This is a genomic window from Kitasatospora sp. NPDC058048, from assembly GCF_042885555.1.
Taxonomy (GTDB): domain Bacteria; phylum Actinomycetota; class Actinomycetes; order Streptomycetales; family Streptomycetaceae; genus Kitasatospora; species Kitasatospora lactacystinica.
This window is the reverse complement of the sequence record NZ_JBHVRT010000048.1, coordinates 1-19,098: the sequence shown is the minus strand read 5'-3', so window position 1 is coordinate 19,098 and position 19,098 is coordinate 1. Positions and strand designations below refer to the sequence as shown.

20 protein-coding genes are annotated in these 19,098 nt (G+C 73.0%); 12 read left to right on the top strand and 8 right to left on the bottom strand.

The features are described 5' to 3' along the window. The first annotated feature begins 72 nt into the window (after window positions 1-72). Entirely contained in the window at window positions 73-669 is a 597-nt protein-coding gene (locus ACFVVA_RS35635) for a DinB family protein (protein WP_387694861.1), read from the top strand. A gap of 33 nt (window positions 670-702) precedes the next feature. On the opposite strand, the gene ACFVVA_RS35630 is transcribed toward ACFVVA_RS35635, so the two are convergent. Continuing rightward, window positions 703-1,143, bottom strand: a complete 441-nt coding sequence (locus ACFVVA_RS35630; RefSeq protein WP_380545607.1) for a hypothetical protein — start codon at window positions 1,141-1,143, stop codon at window positions 703-705. Between the two features lie 688 nt (window positions 1,144-1,831). Beyond that, a complete protein-coding gene (locus tag ACFVVA_RS35625) occupies window positions 1,832-2,491 on the bottom strand; it encodes a hypothetical protein (RefSeq protein WP_387694860.1) in 660 nt (219 codons plus the stop codon). 256 nt (window positions 2,492-2,747) lie between these two features. Here ACFVVA_RS35625 and ACFVVA_RS35620 point away from each other — a divergent pair, with 256 nt between their 5' ends. Beyond that, window positions 2,748-3,755, top strand: coding sequence for a hypothetical protein (locus ACFVVA_RS35620; protein ID WP_387694859.1), 1,008 nt, complete (start codon window positions 2,748-2,750; stop codon window positions 3,753-3,755). 16 nt (window positions 3,756-3,771) lie between these two features. On the opposite strand, the gene ACFVVA_RS35615 is transcribed toward ACFVVA_RS35620, so the two are convergent. Further along, on the bottom strand, window positions 3,772-4,362 hold the full coding sequence (locus ACFVVA_RS35615) for an isochorismatase family protein (RefSeq protein WP_387694858.1): 591 nt from the start codon (window positions 4,360-4,362) through the stop codon (window positions 3,772-3,774). A gap of 213 nt (window positions 4,363-4,575) precedes the next feature. Continuing rightward, window positions 4,576-5,910 carry a nicotinate phosphoribosyltransferase gene (locus ACFVVA_RS35610; protein ID WP_387694857.1) on the bottom strand — a complete coding sequence of 445 codons (1,335 nt, stop codon included), beginning with the start codon at window positions 5,908-5,910 and terminating at the stop codon, window positions 4,576-4,578. A gap of 140 nt (window positions 5,911-6,050) precedes the next feature. On the opposite strand from ACFVVA_RS35610, the gene clpS reads away from it, so the two are divergent. The 7 genes from clpS to ACFVVA_RS35575 all read left to right on the top strand — a co-directional run bounded on the left by clpS (window position 6,051) and on the right by ACFVVA_RS35575 (window position 10,995). Next, window positions 6,051-6,344 (top strand): ATP-dependent Clp protease adapter ClpS, encoded by a 294-nt coding sequence (gene clpS, locus ACFVVA_RS35605; protein WP_049654313.1) that lies wholly within the window; start codon window positions 6,051-6,053, stop codon window positions 6,342-6,344. A gap of 115 nt (window positions 6,345-6,459) precedes the next feature. Further along, on the top strand, window positions 6,460-7,032 hold the full coding sequence (locus ACFVVA_RS35600) for a DUF2017 domain-containing protein (protein ID WP_387694856.1): 573 nt from the start codon (window positions 6,460-6,462) through the stop codon (window positions 7,030-7,032). A 304-nt stretch (window positions 7,033-7,336) separates the two neighbouring features. Next, window positions 7,337-8,725, top strand: a complete 1,389-nt coding sequence (locus ACFVVA_RS35595; protein WP_387694896.1) for an amino acid permease — start codon at window positions 7,337-7,339, stop codon at window positions 8,723-8,725. A 142-nt stretch (window positions 8,726-8,867) separates the two neighbouring features. Beyond that, entirely contained in the window at window positions 8,868-9,299 is a 432-nt protein-coding gene (locus tag ACFVVA_RS35590; protein WP_359904141.1) for a M67 family metallopeptidase, read from the top strand. Window positions 9,300-9,438: 139 nt separating this feature from the next. Further along, window positions 9,439-9,558 (top strand): putative leader peptide, encoded by a 120-nt coding sequence (locus ACFVVA_RS35585; RefSeq protein WP_387694855.1) that lies wholly within the window; start codon window positions 9,439-9,441, stop codon window positions 9,556-9,558. 117 nt (window positions 9,559-9,675) lie between these two features. Then, window positions 9,676-9,954 (top strand): MoaD/ThiS family protein, encoded by a 279-nt coding sequence (locus ACFVVA_RS35580; protein WP_030242903.1) that lies wholly within the window; start codon window positions 9,676-9,678, stop codon window positions 9,952-9,954. A gap of 72 nt (window positions 9,955-10,026) precedes the next feature. Then, window positions 10,027-10,995: a cysteine synthase gene (locus ACFVVA_RS35575; RefSeq protein WP_359904138.1), complete on the top strand. Its 969-nt coding sequence runs from the start codon at window positions 10,027-10,029 to the stop codon at window positions 10,993-10,995. Window positions 10,996-11,105: 110 nt separating this feature from the next. On the opposite strand, the gene ACFVVA_RS35570 is transcribed toward ACFVVA_RS35575, so the two are convergent. Further along, window positions 11,106-11,564, bottom strand: a complete 459-nt coding sequence (locus ACFVVA_RS35570; RefSeq protein WP_380545619.1) for a type II toxin-antitoxin system PemK/MazF family toxin — start codon at window positions 11,562-11,564, stop codon at window positions 11,106-11,108. A 185-nt stretch (window positions 11,565-11,749) separates the two neighbouring features. Between ACFVVA_RS35570 and ACFVVA_RS35565 the strand changes: the two genes are divergently transcribed. The 3 genes from ACFVVA_RS35565 to ACFVVA_RS35555 all read left to right on the top strand — a co-directional run bounded on the left by ACFVVA_RS35565 (window position 11,750) and on the right by ACFVVA_RS35555 (window position 14,500). Further along, window positions 11,750-11,941, top strand: a complete 192-nt coding sequence (locus ACFVVA_RS35565; protein WP_387694854.1) for a MarR family transcriptional regulator — start codon at window positions 11,750-11,752, stop codon at window positions 11,939-11,941. 244 nt (window positions 11,942-12,185) lie between these two features. Then, window positions 12,186-12,932, top strand: coding sequence for an MBL fold metallo-hydrolase (locus tag ACFVVA_RS35560; protein WP_387694853.1), 747 nt, complete (start codon window positions 12,186-12,188; stop codon window positions 12,930-12,932). A gap of 227 nt (window positions 12,933-13,159) precedes the next feature. Continuing rightward, window positions 13,160-14,500: an LAETG motif-containing sortase-dependent surface protein gene (locus tag ACFVVA_RS35555; RefSeq protein WP_387694852.1), complete on the top strand. Its 1,341-nt coding sequence runs from the start codon at window positions 13,160-13,162 to the stop codon at window positions 14,498-14,500. Window positions 14,501-14,644: 144 nt separating this feature from the next. Here the strand turns inward: ACFVVA_RS35555 and ACFVVA_RS35550 are convergent, their stop codons facing one another. The 3 genes from ACFVVA_RS35550 to ACFVVA_RS35540 form a co-directional block, all read right to left on the bottom strand. After that, complete coding sequence (locus tag ACFVVA_RS35550; protein ID WP_387694851.1) at window positions 14,645-15,931, bottom strand: LLM class flavin-dependent oxidoreductase; 1,287 nt, start codon at window positions 15,929-15,931, stop codon at window positions 14,645-14,647. Beyond that, window positions 15,928-16,983 carry an LLM class flavin-dependent oxidoreductase gene (locus tag ACFVVA_RS35545; RefSeq protein WP_387694850.1) on the bottom strand — a complete coding sequence of 352 codons (1,056 nt, stop codon included), beginning with the start codon at window positions 16,981-16,983 and terminating at the stop codon, window positions 15,928-15,930. The genes ACFVVA_RS35550 and ACFVVA_RS35545 overlap by 4 nt, the downstream gene beginning before the upstream one ends. Window positions 16,984-17,383: 400 nt before the next feature. Beyond that, entirely contained in the window at window positions 17,384-18,661 is a 1,278-nt protein-coding gene (locus ACFVVA_RS35540) for a PTS transporter subunit EIIC (protein ID WP_387694849.1), read from the bottom strand. Window positions 18,662-19,098 lie beyond the last annotated feature (437 nt).

Sequence of the window (19,098 nt, the reverse complement as noted above, 5' to 3'; positions counted from 1 at the left end):
TGGCAGCATTTCGGCGATCGCTGGCGTCATTGCCACTGGTGGGGCCTGTCGGGTGGTGGAGATGCTGGGCCCATGAGCACTTCTGAGAGCACGCCGGTCGAGAGCACGTCGATCGCCGCCACCGACAGCACCGACGCCGGGATCGTCCCGGACACCAAGGACTGGACCTGGGTGTTGGAACGCCCGTGTCCCGACTGCGGGTTGGATACTCCGCGGGTGGTCCGGGAGGACGTTGCCGGGATGGTCCGGGCCAATGCGGAGGGCTGGCTGACGGTGCTGGCGGGGGAGGTGGACGGACTGCGCCGCAGGCCCGCCGCGGGGGTGTGGTCGGACCTGGAGTACGCGTGCCACGTCCGGGACGTCTTCCGGCTGTTCGAGGTCCGGCTGGGCCTGATGCTGGACCGGGAGGACCCGCTGTTCCCGAACTGGGACCAGGACGACACGGCCGTCGCAGAGCGCTACGGGGAGCAGGACCCGAAGGTGGTGGCCGGGGAGCTGGCGGAGGCCGCGGAGAGGCTTGCCGGGGCCTTCGAGAGGGTGGCCGGCGAGCAGTGGGGGCGGACCGGGAACCGCAGTGACGGGGCGCGGTTCACGGTCGAGTCGTTCGCCCGGTACCTGATCCACGACCCGGTGCACCATCTGTTCGACGTGACGGGCGAACGGGTCTGAGGCCGGACCGGGGGCGGCGGCGGGGGCGCGGGGTCACCAGCCGGAGGCCTCGCGCAGCATGGTGCGGCGCAGCCGTCCGGCCACGCTGGCGGCGTCGGTGCCGATGACGTCGGCGATCTCGGGGGCGGCGAGGCCGACGACGTAGTGCAGGATCGCCAGGTCGTCCTCGGCCGGGTGCCGGTCCGGGTCGGCGGTCACCCGGCGGGTGTGCTCGGCGACGGTGCCCCGCAGGATTTCCCAGGCGTGCGCGGTCGGGTTGGAGCTGCCCATCAACTCCCGCCAGTGCACCGCGATTTCCGCGAAGGCCTGCTGGACGGCGATGGCCGCGGCGGCGTGCTCGGTCAGCCACACGCGCGCATAGCTGAGGTACCGGGGGCGGTGGAGTTCGCAGAACGCGGTGAACTCCAGTGGTACGTCCGCCGGCTCGCCGGGCCCCGGGGGCGGCTCGGCGGAACTCTCGTGACGGTTGGTCATCTCGGCTTCTCGGAAAGGGAGATGGGTTTCTGACGGTCGATCATCTGTGCTCACTCTACGGTAGGCCCTCGGTGCGCTGGGTGACCAATCCGATGGAATGCCCGGAACCCGCCGCCGCCAGGCCGGTTCCGGTGGCGACCGAGTGCGGCGCGGCGGCGGGACGGCCGGGAAGGTGGCCGGCGAGGGCCGGCGGGGCAGTACTGCGCAGTGGCGGGGGACTCGTAGGTGCGAGCGTGTCGCAGCTGGTCAGAGCGTGTAGGACGGCTGTGGCTGCAAGGCAGTTGATGTGACACCGTAGGGCCTGAGGAGGCTGGCGTCCACGCTCAGGGCGCGAACCTGCGCCCGCACAACCACCCGCACAACCGCACTCACGATCGTCGCGGAGATCACCACGGACGGGGACACGGTCGTCATCACGGTGACGGTCGTGCGCGTGGTGTTGACGGCGTTGACGGCGTTGACGGCGTGCGCGGAGTGGGCGCGCTGCGGATGCGGAGGACGGCCGATGCGGCGGGCCGGGCACTCGGCCGCGCGTCGGGGCGGTTCCGCGGCGGCCGGGCGCCGTCGGGCACATCGACCGCGCCCCGGCGGCCTGAACGGGACCGGCCTGAACGGGACCGGTCCGAACGGAACCGGTCCGAACGGGGCCGGCCGGGGCGGGAGGGCGGGCGGGCGGAGCGACCGCCGGTCAGGAGGTCGTACGGGCCTCCGCGGGGGTGATCCGGTCGACGGCGGTGTCCCGCTCGACCTGGGTCGGGAAGGCTTCGACGGCCCGTCGCCGGGCCGCCTGTGCCACTGCTGCTGCCGCGGCCGCAGCCGCCGCGGCTGCTCCGGCGGCGGCCTCCTCGCGCTCGCGCCGGTGCGCGGCGCCTGCGGCGTGCGTCCCGGAGCCGTGCGTTGCGGAGGCGTGCGTCCCGGTGCCGTGCGTCCCCGGGGTGTGCGGCCCCGGGGCGCGCCCGCCGCCCGTGACGGCTCCGGGGGCGTGCTCCCCGGCGGGCTGGTCCGGGGCCCGTCGTCGGCGGCCGAGCGCGGCCCGGGCGGCGTGTTCCTCGGCAGCCTGTCTAGCGGCCAGGTAGGCCTGTACGGCGGCCATGCCGTAGACGGGCTGGATGAGCTGATGGCCCTTGAAGAAGGGCCTGGCCGGGGCGAACCCGGCGGCGACCACGAGGTCGCGGATCTCTGCTATCTCGGCTTCACTGCGGGCGGTGAAGCGGACCTCCCAGCCCTTCTTGTACGTATGGCCCTTTTCGCCGCTGCGGCGGGCGGGGTCCGGGCGGCGGACGTATCCGGGCAGGCGGCCGAGGCGGAGCTGGGCCGCGCGGAGGCCGGCGGTCTCGTCACGTGACATGACGTAAGCCTAGGCAATCCCCGGGGCGGGATTGACGCCTTGGGCATCCCTCGCCGTATGCCTTTGATCACTCTGGGTCAGGCGACCAGGTCGACGATCGTTTTCGATCACATATGACAACCTGATGAGCGTCAATTACTCCAAATGAGTGAGGGTATGAGGACTTTAGTGCGGGCTGATCCCGGTTTCGCGACGGTTGGGTAACAGTGCGTCAGGGGCCCGGTCGCGGGTCCCGGGGGTTGGGGATGGTGTCGGCATGAGCTACCGGATTCCGACGCCGCCGCCGTCCCTGGAGGAGCTGGCGAAGCGTCAGCAGAACGTCGTCACCGCGAGCCAGTTGCGCGCCCGGGGCGTGCCGGCCCGGATCATCACCGAGCACTGCCGCCGGGGCGGCCCCTGGCAGCGGGTGCTGCCCAGGGTCTACCTGCTGCAGGCCGCCGAGCCCACCCCCGAGCAGCGGATGTGGGCCGCGCTGCTGTACGCCGCGCAGAACGGTCGCGAGGAGGGTCGCGGGGAGGGTGCGGTGATCACCGGCACGGCCGCGCTGGCGCTGTACGGCTTCACTGTCGTGCCCCGGCTGCCCGCCGTGACGGGGGTGGACGTCCTGGTGCCTCGGCAGCGCCGGCTGAAGGACGTCGGTGAGGTCCGGATCCGGCGCACCGAACGGGAGTTGGTGGCCCGCTCGGTGCACGGGCTGGCCTGTGCGCCGGTGGCCCGGGCGGTGGCCGACGCGCTGGTCGAGTGGACGGCGGAGCCGTCGGGCGGCCCGGCTCCGGTGCGCGAGGTGCTGAGGGAGGCCCTCGCTCTGCCCGGGAACCACTGCACGGTGCGGGAGTTGGTGGCCGAGCTGACCGACTCCGGGTTGACCTGCGAGCCGCGCGTGCGTGCCGCGCTGGACGAACTGCTGGCCACCGAGCGGGATTTGGTGCTGGAGCGGCTGGGGAGCCTGGTGGACGAGTGGCTGCTGCCGGCGCCGCTGAGCGCCCCCGAGCTGCGGATGCGCGGCGGTACGTACATCGCCGTCCCGGACCTCTACTGGCCGGAGCGGGGCGTCGCGGTGGAGGTGGACTCGGAGCTGCGCTGCGTGAGCGAGGGCGAGGCCGCCTGGGTGCGCGGCGGCCAGCACCGGATGGAGTACCTGGGCGTCCGCGTGGTGTACGTCTGCGGGGCCCGGCTGGCCGCCGACCCGGACGCGGTCGGCGGCGAACTGCGCGAGGCGTACCGGGCCGGCGGGACGGACGTGGTGGAGCTGCTGGTGGTCTGAGCGGCCCGGGGAGCCGCTACGGACGGACCAGCGGTGTGCCGACCAGCTCGACCCCGGCCGCCCGCAGCTCCGCCAGCGCGGCGGCGGTGGTCTCCGCGGCGACCCCGGCGGTGAGGTCCAGCAGCACCCGGGTGGTGAAGCCCGCGCGGGCCGCGTCCAGCGCGGTCGCCCGGACGCAGTGGTCGGTGGCGATGCCGACCACGTCGACCTGGTCGACCTGCCGCTCGCGCAGCCACTCCACCGGACCGCGGTTGTTCTCGTCCAGCCCCTCGAAGCCGCTGTACGCCGCCGAGTGGGCGCCCTTGTCGAAGACCGCCTCGACCGCGCCGGAGATGACGGCGGGTGCGAAGTTGGGGTGGAAGCCCACGCCCTCGGTGCCGGCCACGCAGTGCGGCGGCCAGCTGTCGACGTAGTCCGGCTCGGCGGAGAAGTGGGCGCCCGGGTCGATGTGGTGGTCGCGGGTGGCGAGGATGTGGTGGTAGCCGGGGGAGGACTCGGCGATCAGGTCGGTGATGGCGGCGGCCACCTCGGCGCCGCCGGCGACGGCCAGGCTGCCGCCCTCGCAGAAGTCGTTCTGCACGTCGACGACGATCAGTGCCCGGTGCATGGCTCGCATCCTCGGATCTCGGGGGCCCGCGGGAGGCGGCGCCCCGGTGGGGGGAGTCCTCGGGAGTACGCGGCCCGGCCGCTGCGGGCGCGGGGGGTACTCGGGGAGCTCCGGGGGAACTCGGGGAACTCTACGGTCGACTGTAGGGAGTGGCGCGCGGGGGCGGAAGCCCCCGGGGCCGGTCCGGTGGGCCGGTCCGGCCCCGGGCTCCGGTCAGTGGGCCGGCCCGGCGGGCAGGACCAGTTCGGTCGGCAGCACCGGGTCGCCCTTGGACAGTTGGGTGGCCGACAGCGGCAGGGCGGCGCGGGCGCGCACGTGCCGTTCGCGGGCGGCGCTCAGCGGCTCCCGGCCGACGGTCTCGCCGTCGAGCACCAGCGGCACCTGCATCAGGTGCGGGCGCAGCCCGTCCGGGACGGGTCCGGTGCCGACCACCTCGGCCTCGGCGACGCCGTCGGCGTCGGGCCGGCGGGCCGCCCACTTGCGGCCGCCGATGCTGGTCTTGCCGCCGGCCGCGCGCTTGGCGACCGGCACCATCGGTCCGCCCTCGGTCTCGGCGCGGGCGACCAGCTTGTAGACCATCGCGCAGGTCGGGTGGCCGCTGCCGGTGACCAGGCTGGTGCCGACGCCGTAGCCGTCCACCGGTGCGGCGGCCAGGGCGGCGATCGCGTACTCGTCGAGGTCCGAGGTGACGATGATCCTGGTCCGGTCGGCGCCGAGCTCGTCCAGCTGGCGGCGGACCCGGTGGGCCAGCAGGGTGAGGTCGCCGGAGTCGATCCGGACGGCGCCCAGTTCGGGGCCGGCCACCTCGACGGCGGTGCGCACGGCCTCGCGCAGGTCGAAGGTGTCGACCAGCAGCGTGGTGCCCTTGCCCATGGAGGCGATCTGCGCCGTGAAGGCGTCCCGTTCGCTGTCGTGCACCAGGGTGAAGGCGTGGGCGGCGGTGCCGGTGGTCGGGATGCCGTGGGTGAAGCCGGCCTCCAGGTCGGAGGTGGCGGCGAAGCCGGCCACGTAGGCCGCTCGGGCGGCGGCGACGGCGGCGTGCTCGTGGGCGCGGCGGGCGCCCATCTCGATCACCGGGCGGCCGCCGGCGGCGGCGGTCATCCGGGACGCGGCGGCGGCGATGGCCGAGTCGTGGTTGAGGATCGAGAGGATCACCGTCTCCAGGATCACGGCCTCGGCGAAGCTGCCCTCGACGGTGAGCAGCGGCGAGCCGGGGAAGTAGACCTCGCCCTCGGGGTAGCCGTGGATGTCGCCGCGGAAGCGGTAGTCGGCGAGGAAGCGCAGGGTGGTCTCGTCGACCACGTCCTGGTCGGCGAGCCAGTCCAGCTGGGGGGTGGTGAAGCGGAAGTTCTCGACGGCGTCCAGGACCCGACCGGTGCCGGCCATGACGCCGTATCGGCGGCCGCTCGGCAGGCGGCGGGTGAAGACCTCGAAGACGGAGCGGCGGTGCGCGGCCCCGCTGCGCAGGGCGGCCTGCAGCATGGTGAGCTCATAGCGGTCGGTGAGCAGCGCGGTCGAGCCGGCCGCGCGCACGGAAGTGGCGTCCATACGGATGATGCTACTACCACTTAGCGTCAGAGTGACGATTTCTCGGCGAGCGTGCCGGGCCGGAATCGCCGGGGTGTCCCCCGGATGGCAGCATGGGGCATGAGGGGTTACGGACGACTGTGCAGCGAGGAGGACCCGGCTTGAGCGTCGCGCCCGTGGAGATCGAGCGCCCGGAGGTCGAGGGGGTGCCGGTGACCGAGCCGGACACGCCCTGGGTGACCATCGTGCACAACGACCCGGTCAATCTGATGAGCTACGTCCAGTACGTCTTCCAGGCCTACTTCGGCTATCCGAAGGACAAGGCCCGGAAGCTGATGATGGACGTCCACACCAAGGGCCGGGCGGTGGTCTCCAGCGGTTCCCGCGAGGAGATGGAGCGCGACGTCCAGGCGATGCACGGCTACGGCCTCTGGGCGACGCTGCAGCACGACTGACGCCGGACCGACCGGCGCCGGAGCGACCGGCGCACAGGCGGCCGGGGCCGGTCCGACGGGTGCCGGACCGCCGGCCGTACGACCGAAGACGACGAAGACGGGCTGACCGATACAGATGGCTGGGTTGTTCGAGAGTGCCGGCGGTGGCGGCGCGGCGATCGCGCTGGACGAGTGGGAGGCCTCCATCCTGCGCTCGCTGGAAGTGCAGTTGCTGGAGCTGATCGGCCCGGGCCCGGGCGGGGAGGGTGACGACCCCTTGGCCGCGCTGTTCGCCGAGGGCCCGACCGAGGCTCCCGCCGACCCGGCGCTGGCCCGGCTCTTCCCGGACGCCTACGGCGACCCGGGGAAGCCGGAGGACGAGGAGGCCAGGGTCGCGTCCGGCGAGTTCCGCCGCTTCACCGAGCTGGACCTGCGGGCCCGCAAGCGGGACGACGCGCTGTTCGTGGTCCGGGCGCTGGACGGCCTCGGCGACGGCGGGGTGCTCAAGCTGGCGGTGCCCGACTGTCAGCGCTGGCTGGGCGCGCTGAACGACCTGCGGCTGGCCGTCGGCGTCCGGCTGGAGGTCACCGAGGACGACGATGACGGCCTCTACGAGCTGCCGGACGGCGACGAGCGCAAGCCGCTGGTGATGGCGTACCTGTGGCTGGGGGCCCTGCAGGAGTCGCTGTTGGAGGCCATGGCGGACTGAGTCCGAGCGGATCCGTCCCTTGGGGGAGTGATCCTGCCCGATTCCGGGCAAGCCCCGGCCGTTTCGTCCAGAATGTGGACGATTGGCCGGGGCATTTCTTATGAAAATCGGGCAAACCATACCAGGTCATGCTCAAATAACGCTCAGATGGACACCGCTGTCCGAACTTCGCGTGGTACGACTTCTCCACCCCCGAGACCGACCAGGACGGTGCACAGTGGCCGAGAAGTTGTACGACGAAAGGGTCGACAGCGCGGCGGACGGCGAAGGCTACGAGCGTGGGCTCGGCAGCCGCCAGATCCAGATGATCGCGATCGGCGGAGCGATCGGCACCGGCCTGTTCCTCGGCGCCGGCACCGCGATCTCCCGCTCCGGCCCGAGCCTGATCCTCTCCTACGCCGTCGCCGGCCTGGTGATCTTCGTGATCATGCGGGCGCTCGGCGAACTGCTCACCTACCGACCGGTCTCCGGCAGCTTCGCCGAGTACGCCCGGGAGTTCCTCGGCCCCTTCGCCGGCTATGTGACCGGCTGGACGTACTGGCTGTTCTGGGTCGTCACCGGCATGGCGGAGACCACCGCCGCCGCCGTCTACGTGCGGTTCTGGGCGCCCGACATACCGCAGTGGGTCAGTGCGCTGACCTTCCTGGTCCTGCTCTACGCGGCCAACCTGATCTCGGTGAAGCTGTTCGGCGAGATCGAGTTCTGGTTCTCCATGGTCAAGGTCACCGCCATCATCGGCATGATCCTGATCGGTGTCGGGGTGCTGACCCTCGGCTTCAGCAAGGCCGGTGACACCGCGTCGCTCGGCCACCTCTGGCAGGACGGCGGCTTCTTCCCCCAGGGCATCGGCTCCACCGTGATGACCCTTCAGATCGTCATGTTCGCCTACCTGGGCGTCGAACTCGTCGGCGTCACCGCGGGCGAGAGCGAGAACCCCGAGAAGACCCTGCCGCGGGCCATCAACACCCTGCCCTGGCGGATCATGCTGTTCTACATCGGCGCGCTGGTGGTCATCCTCTCGCTCGTGCCGTGGACCGAATTCCGGCCCGGCGTCAGCCCGTTCGTCGCCGCCTTCGGCAAGATCGGCATCCCGGCGGCGGCCGGCATCATCAACTTCGTGGTGCTCACCGCCGCGCTCTCCTCCTGCAACTCCGGGATGTACTCCACCGGCCGCATGCTGCGCGACCTCGCGCTGCGCGGCCAGGCCCCGGGACGGCTCACCAGGCTCAACTCCCGCCGCACCCCGGCCTTCGCGATCACCGTCTCCTGTCTGCTGATGGGGATCGGCGTGGTGCTCAACGGCATCGTCCCGGCGCGGGCGTTCGAGTACATCACCTCGGTCGCCACGGTCTGCGGCCTGTGGACCTGGGCGATGATCCTGATCTCCCAGATCCGCTACCGCCGGGCCTGGCGGGCCGGCCACCTGCCGGGGCCCACCTTCAAGGCGCCCGGCGGCGCCTGGGTCAGCTGGGCCGCGCTCGCCTTCCTCGCCCTGGTCGTGGTGCTGATCGGCCTGGACCGGGACAACCGGATCTCGCTGTTCGTCTTCCCGTGCTGGGCCGTACTGCTGGTGGTCGGCTACCAGGTGCTCAAGCGCCGCGACCCGCGGGCCCTCCACGACGTCGCCGCGGACCGGCAGCCCGCCGGTGACGGCAACCTGCCCGCCGGCGACGGGAGCCTGGACGCCCGCTGACCGGGCCCGGACGCCGCGGACCGGCCCCGGCCCCGGTGCCACGGACCGGACGTGGACACCCGCCGGCCGGACGTGGACACCCACCGACCGCGCCTCGGACGCCCCGGCGGACAGCCGCCGGGGCGTGGCTATCCTGGCCCGCATGCTGACCATCACCCGAGAACTCCGCGACCGGATCGTGGCCCACGCCCGCGCCGACCACCCGGACGAGGCCTGCGGCGTGGTCGCCGGACCGGCCGGCAGCGGCCGGCCCGAGCGGTTCGTCCCGATGCTCAACGCCGCCCGCTCGCCCACCTTCTACGAGTTCGACTCGGGCGACCTGCTCAAGCTCTACCGCGAGATGGACGACCGGGACGAGGAGCCGGTGATCGTCTACCACTCGCACACCGCCACCGAGGCCTACCCCTCGCGCACCGACGTGAGCTACGCCTCCGAGCCGTTCGCCCACTACGTCCTGGTCTCCACCGCCGAGGGCGAGGGCGAGGACGACCCGTACCAGTTCCGCTCGTTCCGCATCGTGGACGGCGAGATCACAGAGGAAGACGTGCAGGTCGTCGAGGCCTACCCGGTCTGACCGGCACTTCCGCGGACGCGGCCCGCCGCCCCCTCCCGAAGGGGCGGCGGGCCGCTGCCGTCTCAGCCCTGGGAACGGGAACATCCGGATCCCGAGACAGCCATGTCGGAGCGGGCCCGGGAATCTATACGATGAGCCCATGCGTTCCGTCGATGTGAGCACTCAGGCCCCGGGCATCCGCCTCGTGGCGCGCCTGCACATCGACCTGTGCCGGCACGCCGGTGCGATCTGTCCCGGCACGCCCGCGCGCTCGCGCTGAGAGCCGCTTCACCACCTCCCCCGGGCCCGCCGCCCCCGGCGACGCCGAGCCCGGGGCGACCGCCCCGCCGCCTCCGCCGCGGCCCACTCACTCCACGACTCGCCCAGGAGCGCACTCATGGCCATCGAGGTCCGCATCCCGACCATCCTCCGCACCTACACCGACGGCGCCAAGGCCGTCGAGGGCAACGGCAGCAACCTCGGGGAACTCTTCACCGACCTCGACGCCCGCCACCCGGGCATCGCCGCCCGCCTGGTCGAGGGCGGCGAGCTGCGCCGCTTCGTCAACGTCTACCTGAACGACGAGGACGTCCGCTTCCTGGAGGGCATCTCCACCGCCCTCGCCGACGGCGACAGCGTCACCATCCTGCCCGCCGTGGCCGGCGGCGCCCGCTGACCTCCCGGTTCCCCCGCCCGCACGGCGGGGGAACCGCCCTCTCCACCCCACCGCCTTGGCCGGAGGCCCCCCTTGCGTTACGACAGTCCGCTCGAAGCCGTCGGCAACACCCCGCTGGTCCGTCTGCCGAGGCTGTCCGCCGCCGTCCCCGGCAACGCCGACGGCCTGGTGAGCCTCTGGGCCAAGCTGGAGGACCGCAACCCGACCGGCTCGATCAAGGACCGCCCGGCCCTGCACATGATCGAGCGCGCCGAGGCCGACGGCCGGCTCACCCCCGGCTGCACCGTCCTGGAGCCCACCAGCGGCAACACCGGCATCTCGCTGGCCATGGCCGCCAAGCTCAAGGGCTACCGGATGGTCTGCGTGATGCCGGAGAACACCAGCGAGGAGCGGCGCGAACTGCTCCGCATGTGGGGCGCCGAGATCATCCCCTCCCCGGCGGCCGGCGGCTCCAACACCGCCGTACGGATGGCCAAGGAGATCGCCGCCGAGCACCCCGACTGGGTGATGCTCTACCAGTACGGCAACCCCGACAACGCGGGCGCCCACTACACCGGCACCGGCCCCGAGATCCTCGCCGACCTGCCCACCGTCACCCACTTCGTGGCGGGCCTCGGCACCACCGGCACCCTGATGGGCGTCGGCCGCTACCTGCGCGAGAAGGTCCCCGGCGTGAGGATCGTCGCCGCCGAACCCCGCTACGACGACGTGGTGTACGGGCTGCGCAACCTCGACGAGGGCTTCGTCCCCGAGCTGTACGACGCCGAGGTGCTCACCACCCGCTTCTCGGTCGGCTCCGCGGACGCCGTCCGCCGCACCCGCGAACTCCTCCAGCAGGAGGGCATCTTCGCGGGCGTCTCGACCGGCGCCATCCTGCACGCGGCGATCGGCGTCGGGCGCAAGGCGGCGGCCGCGGGGGAGCGCGCGGACATCGTCTTCGTGGTCGCCGACGGCGGCTGGAAGTACCTGTCCACCGGCATCTACACCGCCGAGTCCACCGAGGCCGCGGTCGAGGCGCTGCAGGGCCAGCTCTGGGCGTAGGGCGCGTCCGACAATTCCCGCCGGGTGCGCCTCGAAGTGTCGGACACACCTGGGGCGCAGGGCCCGTCCCGTGGATCCTCGCCGGGCCCGCGACATCCGGGGGCAGGCCGCTAGCCGCGCGGCAGCGCCCGCTGCGCCCGGGCCCAGACCTGCCGGTCCACCGCGCCGGCCCGGCGGCGGAAGGCCGACAGCGGTACCTCGCGCAGCTCGTCGGTCTCCAGCCAGCTGGCCCGGCCCTCCCGGTCGCCCACCGTCCCGGGCGGCAGCGGCAGTACGCCCGGGCGTTCCGCGTGGTGCTTGCTGGTGATCTTGGCGACGGTGGCGGTCCGGCCGCGCACCCGCAGCACCAGGCACGGGCGGTCCTTGGACCCGGGCCCGTCCTCGAACGGCACCTGCGCCCACCAGATCTCCTGCGGCTCGGGGCCGGCCCCCGGCCGCGGCTTCGGGCCGGTCGGCCCGGCCGGGCGCGGGGCCGGGCGGGTGCGCCGCACCAGCGCCGCCGCGGCGGCGGCCAGCAGCGCGACGCCCAGCAGCGACAGGACGAGCCAGGTAGCGGTCATGCCGTTCATGCGGCGAACCGTACCGGGCCGGGGTGAACGCCACTACCGTGCCGGCCGTGACGGTCGGGCATTTGTCCGCGCATTGCTCCCGGTTCGTCACGGAACTGCCACAATGCCCGTTCTGCGCCCGGAGTCCCGGCCGGTCCGGCAAGGCTGCGTCACGAACGTCCGCCCCCGTCCCCGGAGGTGCCCCCGTGACCCGTGGCCCCGAGCTGTGGTCCTGCGCCGAGATCGCCCGCCACATCAACGTCCGGCCCGCGACCGTCCGCAGTTACCGGCGGCACCGGCTGCTGCCCGATCCGGACGTGATCGACGGCAGCGGCCGCCCGCGGTGGTACCCGTTCACCATCCGTACCTGGGCCCGCAACCGGCCCCGGCACCGCTGATCCCCGGCCCGTCAACCACCCCCGCTCCCGCTCCCGGCGTTCTGGTGATTCCGCCCACAGCCCGGCACGGGGACGGGGGCAAAGTGCCGCTCCGCCCTTACCCTCGACACACCAACGCAGTGCTACCGGCCGGTTCGCCGCGCCCGGCCTGCCGTTTTCCATGCCGTTTTCCATGCTGTCCGGTGGAGGACGGCGATGCCGTTTTCCAGCAGCAGCCAGGATGTGTCGGGGCGGAGGGGCTCGGATGAAACTGACCGTGGTGGGGTGTTCGGGGAGCTTCCCGGCCGCCGACTCGCCCTGCTCCAGCTACCTGGTCGAGGCCGAGGGCTACCGCGTCGTGCTCGACCTCGGCAACGGAGCCCTCGGCGCCCTCCAGAAGTACACCGGCCTCTACGACGTCGACGCCGTCCTGCTCAGCCACCTGCACGCCGACCACTGCGTCGACCTGTGCGCCTACTGGGTGGCCCGCAACTACCGCGCCGAGGGCTGCCCCGAACTGCTGCCCGTGTACGGCCCGGCCGGCACCGCCGAGCGGCTCGCCCGCGCCTACGACATGCCGGAGAACCCCGGGATGAAGGAGGTGTTCGAGTTCCGCACGCTCACCCCCGGCAGCTTCGAGCTCGGCCCGTTCCGGATCGTCGTCGCCCAGGTCAACCACCCCGTCGACGCCTTCGCCTTCCGGCTGGAGCACGACGGCCGCTCGCTGGTCTACAGCGGGGACACCGGCGAGAGCGCCGAACTCGTCGAACTCGCCCGCGACACCGACCTCTTCCTCTGCGAGGCGGCGTACATCGACGGGCGCGACACCTATCGGGCCGTCCACCTCAACGGCCGCGAGGCGGGCGAGCACGCCGCCGCGGCCGGCGCCCGCCGGCTCGTCCTCACCCACATCCCCCCGTGGACCGACGCCGAGCACAACCGGCGGGACGCCGCGGCCGCCTACCCGGGGCCGGTCGAGGTCGCCCGGGCCGGTGCGGTGTACGAGGTCTGAGCAGCTCGGCGGGGGTTGCGCGGAGGCCCGCGGAAGTCGCGGGAAAAAGCTCCGGCACGACCTGCAACCTCGCCGCCCCCCGTACGTCCTAGTAGGTGAGCGGCGGGAAACGCCGCCGGAACGGTCGGCCCGTCGGGCGCGGCCGCGGTCACACCACTCACCAGGCGTGCTTCGTGCTGCCCGGATCCGGCCGTGTCGGTCCGGAGCGGAAATCCAGGGGGACTCCCATGCGCAAGACCAACCGTGCCCTGAACCGGGCCCGCCGGCTCGTTCCGGCGGTCGCGCTGACCGCCGCGCTGGTCGCAGGCGGCGCCGTGACCGCGACCCCGGCGTTCGCCACCGCCGGGCCGCTCGGCCTGACCGTGCACGCCCCCGCGGTGGTCGGCTTCGCGGGCGGGCCGGTCGAGTTCACCGAGCACATCGGCAACCCGGGGGACCAGGGCACGTCCGTCGTGCTGGACTTCGAGATCGAGAGCGACCTCGGGACGCCGCCGAACGCCCTGAGCCTCGACTACTTCAGCGACACGACGGGTGGCTGGCTGCCGGTGGACCTGAAGGCGCGCTCCGAAGGGAACCGGATGGTCAACGCGGGGGGCACCGGCAAGGTGACGGTCCCGGCGGGCGGCACCGACGTCAGGCTCCGCCTCGGTGTCCCGATGGGCAAGCCGCACGACGGGGCCACCAACGGCGGCACCGGCCCGAACCTCGCCTTCCGCACCACCGTCAAGGGCTGGTGGCAGGACTCCCCGGTCGAGCCGCCGCTCAACGACACCCACGTGATCAACGTGGAGGGGATCACCAACGGCGTGTCCGGGGTCCCGGCCACCGCCGTCGCTGGCGGGGCGCCCATCGAGTTCGACGCGGTGCTCAGGAACCCGACGCCGTCCGCCTACAGCAACCTCGGCAACGTGCTGTTCACCGACCGGCACGCCAGGGTCGAGGTCCGCGGCGTCGACGGCACCTGGACCGTCCTGGCGCCGGTCACCACCGAGGCCGAGCCTCCGGCGGGCTTCTACCTGGACGGCCGCAACTCCTCGGCGGCCCCCGGGAGTTCGCAGACCAAGCGGGTCCGGGTCAGCTACCCGGCCGACATGCCGCCGGGCGCGACCGAGCTGAACCCCTGCGTGTTCGTCAACGAGGGCGACGGCATGCCCTTCCGCGGCACCACCATGTGCTCCCCCGGCGCCACCGTCCGGGTCGTCGCCCCGGAACCGAAGCCCACCACCACGCCCGCCCCGACCGGCACCCCGGAGAGCACCGGGACCCCGGCCCCGACCCCGTCCACCGGCTCGAACGGTTCGGACGGTTCGAAGCCGCAGCCGGGCGGCGACGCGCCCGCCGCCCAGCAGGCCGGCGACGTCACCAGGGCCCCGGCCGCCCCGGCCGCTTCGGTGCCCGCCGCGCCCGCGGGCGACGCCCCGGCGGCCGGTGACCGGCCGGTGGGCGGCCACCTGGCCTCCACCGGCGCCGACAGCGACCGGACCGGCCTGATCGCGGGCGTCGGAGCGCTGCTGGTGGGCGTCGGCGCGGGGGCCTTCTTCCTGGCCCGCCGCCGCCGCACCAGCTGACCGCCCGCCGTGCGCGGCCCGTCCGGGAGGCCCGGGCGGGCCGCGCACGGCCGTGTCACCGGCGTCGGTCACGGCGGCCCGGCGGGCCACCCGGCTGCGGGTGGCCGGCTGCGGGAGGCCGGCCGGGTGCCGGCCGACGGATCGTCAGCGCCGCCCGGGCGCCGGCAGTCCGAGGTGGTCCCGCAGGGTGGGGCCGGTGTAGTCGGTGCGGAACACCCCGCGCTCCTGGAGCAGCGGTACGACCCGGTCGACGAAGTCGTCCAGCCCGCCCGGGGTGAGGTGCGGGACGAGGATGAAGCCGTCGGCCGCGTCGTTCTGCACGAAGTGGTCGATCTGCGCGGCGACGGTGGCGGGCGAGCCGATGAAGGACTGCCGGCCGGTCAGCTCGATCACCAGTTCGCGGCTGGTCAGCTTCTTCTCCGCGGCCACCGCTCGCCACCGTTCGGCGAGGGCCACCGGGTCGGCGTGCCGGACCCGCCCCTGGACCAGACCGCTGTCCGGGTCGGGGTCGACGGTCGGCAGCGGTCCGTCGGGGTCGTGGTCGGACAGGTCGACGCCCCAGACCTGCTCCAGGAAGGCGATCGTGGTCTGCGGGCCGACCTGGGCCCGGCGGATCCCGTGGGCCCGTTCGGCCGCCTCGGCGTCGGTGTCGCCGAGGACGAAGGTGGCCCCGGGCATGATCTTCAGCTCGTCCGGCTTGCGCCCGTACGCGGCGAGCCGGCGTTTGACGTCGGTGTGGAAGGCCTGGCCGTCGGCGAGGGTGGAGTGCCGGGAGAAGACCACGTCGGCGGTGGCGGCGGCGAACTCGCGCCCCTCGTCGGAGTCCCCGGCCTGGATCACCACCGGGTGGCCCTGCGGCGGCCGCGGCAGCGAGAGCCGGCCCTCGACCTCGAACTGCGGGCCGCGGTGCCGGGCGGGTTCGTCCCCGGCGTCCCAGAACTCCCGTGCCAGCTGGACGAATTCGGCGGCGCGGGTGTAGCGGTCGGCGCGGTCCAGGTAGCCGCCGCGGCGGAAGTTCTCCCCGGTGAAGGCGTCCGAGGAGGTCACCACGTTCCAGGCCGCGCGGCCGCCGGAGAGGTGGTCCAGCGAGGCGAAGCGGCGGGCCAGTTCGTACGGCTCGTTGAAGGTCGCGTTGACCGTGGCGGCCAGGCCGAGCCGTTCGGTGACGGCGGCGAGCGCGTTCAGCACGGTGATCGACTCGGGGCGGCCGACCACGTCGAGGTCGTGGATGAGGCCCTTGGTCTCGCGCAGCCGCAGGCCCTCGGCGAGGAAGAAGAAGTCGAACTTCCCGCGTTCGGCGGTCTGCGCGAGGTGGCGGAACGAGGAGAACTCGATGTGGCTGCCGGAGGCCGGGTCGCTCCACACCGTGGTGTTGTTGACGCCGGGGAAGTGCGCGGCCAGGTGGATCTGCTTGAGCGGTCGGTCCGTCATCGGGTCACCTCGGCGAGGGCAGGGGAAGCGGTGGGGGCGCCGGCGGGGCGGGCGGCGTAGCGGCTGGCCGGGCGGGCCAGGCCGAGGTGGTCGCGCAGGGTGCGGCCGGTGTACTCGGCGCGCAGCAGGCCCGCGGCGCGCAGGGCGGGGGCGATCCGGTCGGCCAGTGCCGCCAGGTCGCGCGGCGGGTCGGCGGGGGAGAGGTGGAAGCCGTCCACGCCGGTGCCGGTCGCGGTGAGTTCGGCGAGCAGCCGCTCGTCGGCGGCCCGGTCGGGCAGGGCGGACAGGGCGGTGTCGAGCCGGGCGAGGATGCGCAGGCCCTCCCCGGCGCGCAGCCGCAGTTCGGTGGCGGCGGTCAGCCTGGTGGCGCGGTCGGGGGCGTCGAGCAGCACGACGTCGGCGTGCCGGATCGCGGCGGCGGTCCGGGCCCGCCCGCCCGGGGAGGCGTCCGGCGCGAGGTCGGCGGCGGCGACCGGCACCGCGACCACCGGTCGGCCCTGCGGCGGGCGCGGGGTGATGGACGGGCCGCGGACCGAGAAGTGCGGGCCCTCGAAGTCGATGTAGTGCAGTTTGTCGCGGTCGATGAACCGCCCGGTCGCGGTGTCGCGGATCTCCGCGTCGTCCTCCCAGCTGTCCCAGAGCCGGGCGGCCACCTCGACGGCGTCGGCGGCCTCGGCCCACAGCTCGTCCTCGGCGGCGACCGGGCGGCGGCCGAAGGCCCGGGCCTCGGCCTCGGTCGTGGAGACGCCGACCAGCCAGCCGGCCCGGCCCTCGCTCGCCCAGTCCAGGGTGTTGACCGAGATCGACGTGTGGAAGGGCTCGGTGTGGGTGGTGGTGACGGTCGGCACCAGTCCGACCCGGTCGGTCAGCGGGGCGATCCGGGCGAGGGCGGCGAGCGCGTCGGGGCGGCTCGGTGCGGCGGCGAAGGAGTCGTCGAGGGTGACGAAGTCCAGGGTGGCCCGCTCGGCGAGGCGGGCGAGGTAGGCGTAGTGCCCGGCGTCGAAGCGGCCGGGGCTGTCGAGGGCGGCGGACAGGTGCAACTGGCGGGGCATGGTGAGCCTGACTTCCTCGTGCGGACGCGTGCGGGCGCCGGCGCGGCCGTGCGGGGACACGGGAGCGCGGGGGCACGCCGGAGCGCGGTGGCGGCCCGCGGGCGGAGCCCGTACGGGCGGGGGGAAGGTCCGGCGCCGGGCGGGACGTCAGCCGGGCGGCGGCGGGGGAACGGTCAGCTCAGCCGCGACACGCCGCGGACCACACGCGACCGAAGTCGATGTGGCTGCGGGTGACCAGCGGGCACGAGGCGTTCACCGCTTCAGTTGACCAGGGCGTCCGTCGGTTCGTCAACCGCCGTTTCCGTCGGCCCGCGGTGCCCGGGCACGCGGAAGGCCCCGCCCCGCCGCTGGGGGAGCAGCGGCGGGTCGGGGCCTTCGTGGCGGGGCGGTGACGCGGGCGTCAGGCCTTGGTGACGTCCTCGATCTCGTCGTCGTCCTCGCGACCGGGGGTCTTGAGGTCGAACTTGGTGATCGCGAAGCGGAAGAGGAAGTAGTAGACCGCGGCGAAGACCAGGCCGATCGGGATGATCATCCACGGGTCGGTGGCCTTGTTCCAGGCCAGCGCGTAGTCGATCAGGCCGCCGGAGAAGGTGAAGCCGTCGTGCACGCCGAGCGCCCAGGTGACGGTCATCGAGACGGCGGTGAGCAGCGCGTGGATGACGTACAGGACCGGGGCGATGAAGACGAAGGCGAACTCGATCGGCTCGGTGACACCGGTGACGAAGGAGGTCAGGGCCAGCGAGACCATCATGCCGGTGACGGCCTTGCGGCGGTGCGGCTTGGCGGCGTGGGCGATGGCCAGCGCGGCGGCGGGCAGCGCGAACATCATGATCGGGTAGAAGCCCGACATGAACTGTCCGGCGGTCGGGTCGCCGGCGAAGAAGCGGGTCAGGTCGCCGTGCACGACGGTGCCGTCGGCCTTGGTGAAGTCACCGGTCTGGAACCAGGCGAAGGAGTTCACGAACTGGTGCATGCCGACCGGCAGCAGACCGCGGTTGACCAGGCCGAAGGCGCCCGCGCCGAGCGCGCCGGCGCCGATCAGACTGTCGTTCAGGCTCTTGACGGCGTCGCCGATCGGGCCCCAGGCCAGACCGAAGAAGACGCCGACGGCGGTGCCGACGAAGGCCATCATGATCGGGACCAGGCGGCGGCCGTTGAAGAAGCCGAGCCAGTCGACCAGCTTGGTGCGGTGGTACTTCTGCCACAGCACCGCGGCCAGCAGACCGATCACGATGCCGCCGAGCACGCCCGGGTCCTGGTAGACCGGCTTGATCCACTTGTCGCCGTCGACGTGGCCCTCGGAGACCGGGAACGCGGTGAGGACGTTCTTGTAGACCAGGAAGCCCACCAGTGCGGCGAGGGCCGTGGAGCCGTCCGCCTTCTTGGCGAAGCCGATCGCGATGCCCACCGCGAAGAGCAGTGCCAGGTTGGAGAAGACGCCGTCACCGGCGGTGGCGAAGACCGAGGCGACCTTGTTCCAGCCGAGGCCGTCCTTGCCGAACACGTCGTCCTGGCCGAGACGCATCAGCAGACCGGCGGCGGGGAGCACCGCGATGGGCAGCTGGAGGCTGCGGCCGATCTTCTGCAGACCCTGGAGGAGGTTCTGGCCGAACTTCTTGGCGGGGCTTGGCGTGGCCGGAGCCGTAGCGGGCGCCGGTGCCTGCTCAGACTGACTCATGGGGGTGGGTTCCTAACGGCATGGCGGTCGGTCGGGGGACGGCACAGGGGGCCAACCGCGAACTGGTCTACACCACACGTGGTGTAGACCAGTTTTGTAGCACGGGCGGAGAAGCCGAGGAACCCCGGAAAGCGGTGTCGCCGGGAAGCGCTATGAAATCGAAACCTACTTACCGAATGGCGATCATGGTATCCGCCGCGATCGGCATTTTGGCCGACTGCGCAACAAAATCGATTTTGGCTAATCGCGCAACAAAAGCACAGCGTGCCCTACCGGTCACTGCCAGGGGAGTTGGGTGCCGTCGACGGGCCTTTCGGAAAAGCCGAAGGCCCCCGGACCGTCCTTAGGTTCTAGGGATCGTTGCAACACCCCAGTTCAAGGGGTGCAATGTTCGAGATCCGGGAGAACCGGATAGCGGCTCAGGGTCGCAGGACCCT

What these genes read in the sequence shown, in the direction of transcription:
- ACFVVA_RS35550 (WP_387694851.1), bottom strand. Translation starts at nt 15,931, where the DNA reads ATGACGGACCGACCGCTCAAGCAGATCCACCTGGCCGCGCACTTCCCC.
- ACFVVA_RS35590 (WP_359904141.1), top strand. Translation starts at nt 8,868, where the DNA reads ATGCTGACCATCACCCGAGAACTCCGCGACCGGATCGTGGCCCACGCC.
- ACFVVA_RS35620 (WP_387694859.1), top strand. Translation starts at nt 2,748, where the DNA reads ATGAGCTACCGGATTCCGACGCCGCCGCCGTCCCTGGAGGAGCTGGCG.
- ACFVVA_RS35555 (WP_387694852.1), top strand. Translation starts at nt 13,160, where the DNA reads ATGCGCAAGACCAACCGTGCCCTGAACCGGGCCCGCCGGCTCGTTCCG.
- ACFVVA_RS35545 (WP_387694850.1), bottom strand. Translation starts at nt 16,983, where the DNA reads ATGCCCCGCCAGTTGCACCTGTCCGCCGCCCTCGACAGCCCCGGCCGC.
- ACFVVA_RS35615 (WP_387694858.1), bottom strand. Translation starts at nt 4,362, where the DNA reads ATGCACCGGGCACTGATCGTCGTCGACGTGCAGAACGACTTCTGCGAG.
- ACFVVA_RS35610 (WP_387694857.1), bottom strand. Translation starts at nt 5,910, where the DNA reads ATGGACGCCACTTCCGTGCGCGCGGCCGGCTCGACCGCGCTGCTCACC.
- ACFVVA_RS35600 (WP_387694856.1), top strand. Translation starts at nt 6,460, where the DNA reads ATGGCTGGGTTGTTCGAGAGTGCCGGCGGTGGCGGCGCGGCGATCGCG.
- ACFVVA_RS35625 (WP_387694860.1), bottom strand. Translation starts at nt 2,491, where the DNA reads ATGTCACGTGACGAGACCGCCGGCCTCCGCGCGGCCCAGCTCCGCCTC.
- ACFVVA_RS35570 (WP_380545619.1), bottom strand. Translation starts at nt 11,564, where the DNA reads ATGAACGGCATGACCGCTACCTGGCTCGTCCTGTCGCTGCTGGGCGTC.
- ACFVVA_RS35540 (WP_387694849.1), bottom strand. Translation starts at nt 18,661, where the DNA reads ATGAGTCAGTCTGAGCAGGCACCGGCGCCCGCTACGGCTCCGGCCACG.
- ACFVVA_RS35635 (WP_387694861.1), top strand. Translation starts at nt 73, where the DNA reads ATGAGCACTTCTGAGAGCACGCCGGTCGAGAGCACGTCGATCGCCGCC.
- ACFVVA_RS35580 (WP_030242903.1), top strand. Translation starts at nt 9,676, where the DNA reads ATGGCCATCGAGGTCCGCATCCCGACCATCCTCCGCACCTACACCGAC.
- ACFVVA_RS35595 (WP_387694896.1), top strand. Translation starts at nt 7,337, where the DNA reads ATGATCGCGATCGGCGGAGCGATCGGCACCGGCCTGTTCCTCGGCGCC.
- ACFVVA_RS35585 (WP_387694855.1), top strand. Translation starts at nt 9,439, where the DNA reads ATGCGTTCCGTCGATGTGAGCACTCAGGCCCCGGGCATCCGCCTCGTG.
- ACFVVA_RS35560 (WP_387694853.1), top strand. Translation starts at nt 12,186, where the DNA reads ATGAAACTGACCGTGGTGGGGTGTTCGGGGAGCTTCCCGGCCGCCGAC.
- ACFVVA_RS35630 (WP_380545607.1), bottom strand. Translation starts at nt 1,143, where the DNA reads ATGACCAACCGTCACGAGAGTTCCGCCGAGCCGCCCCCGGGGCCCGGC.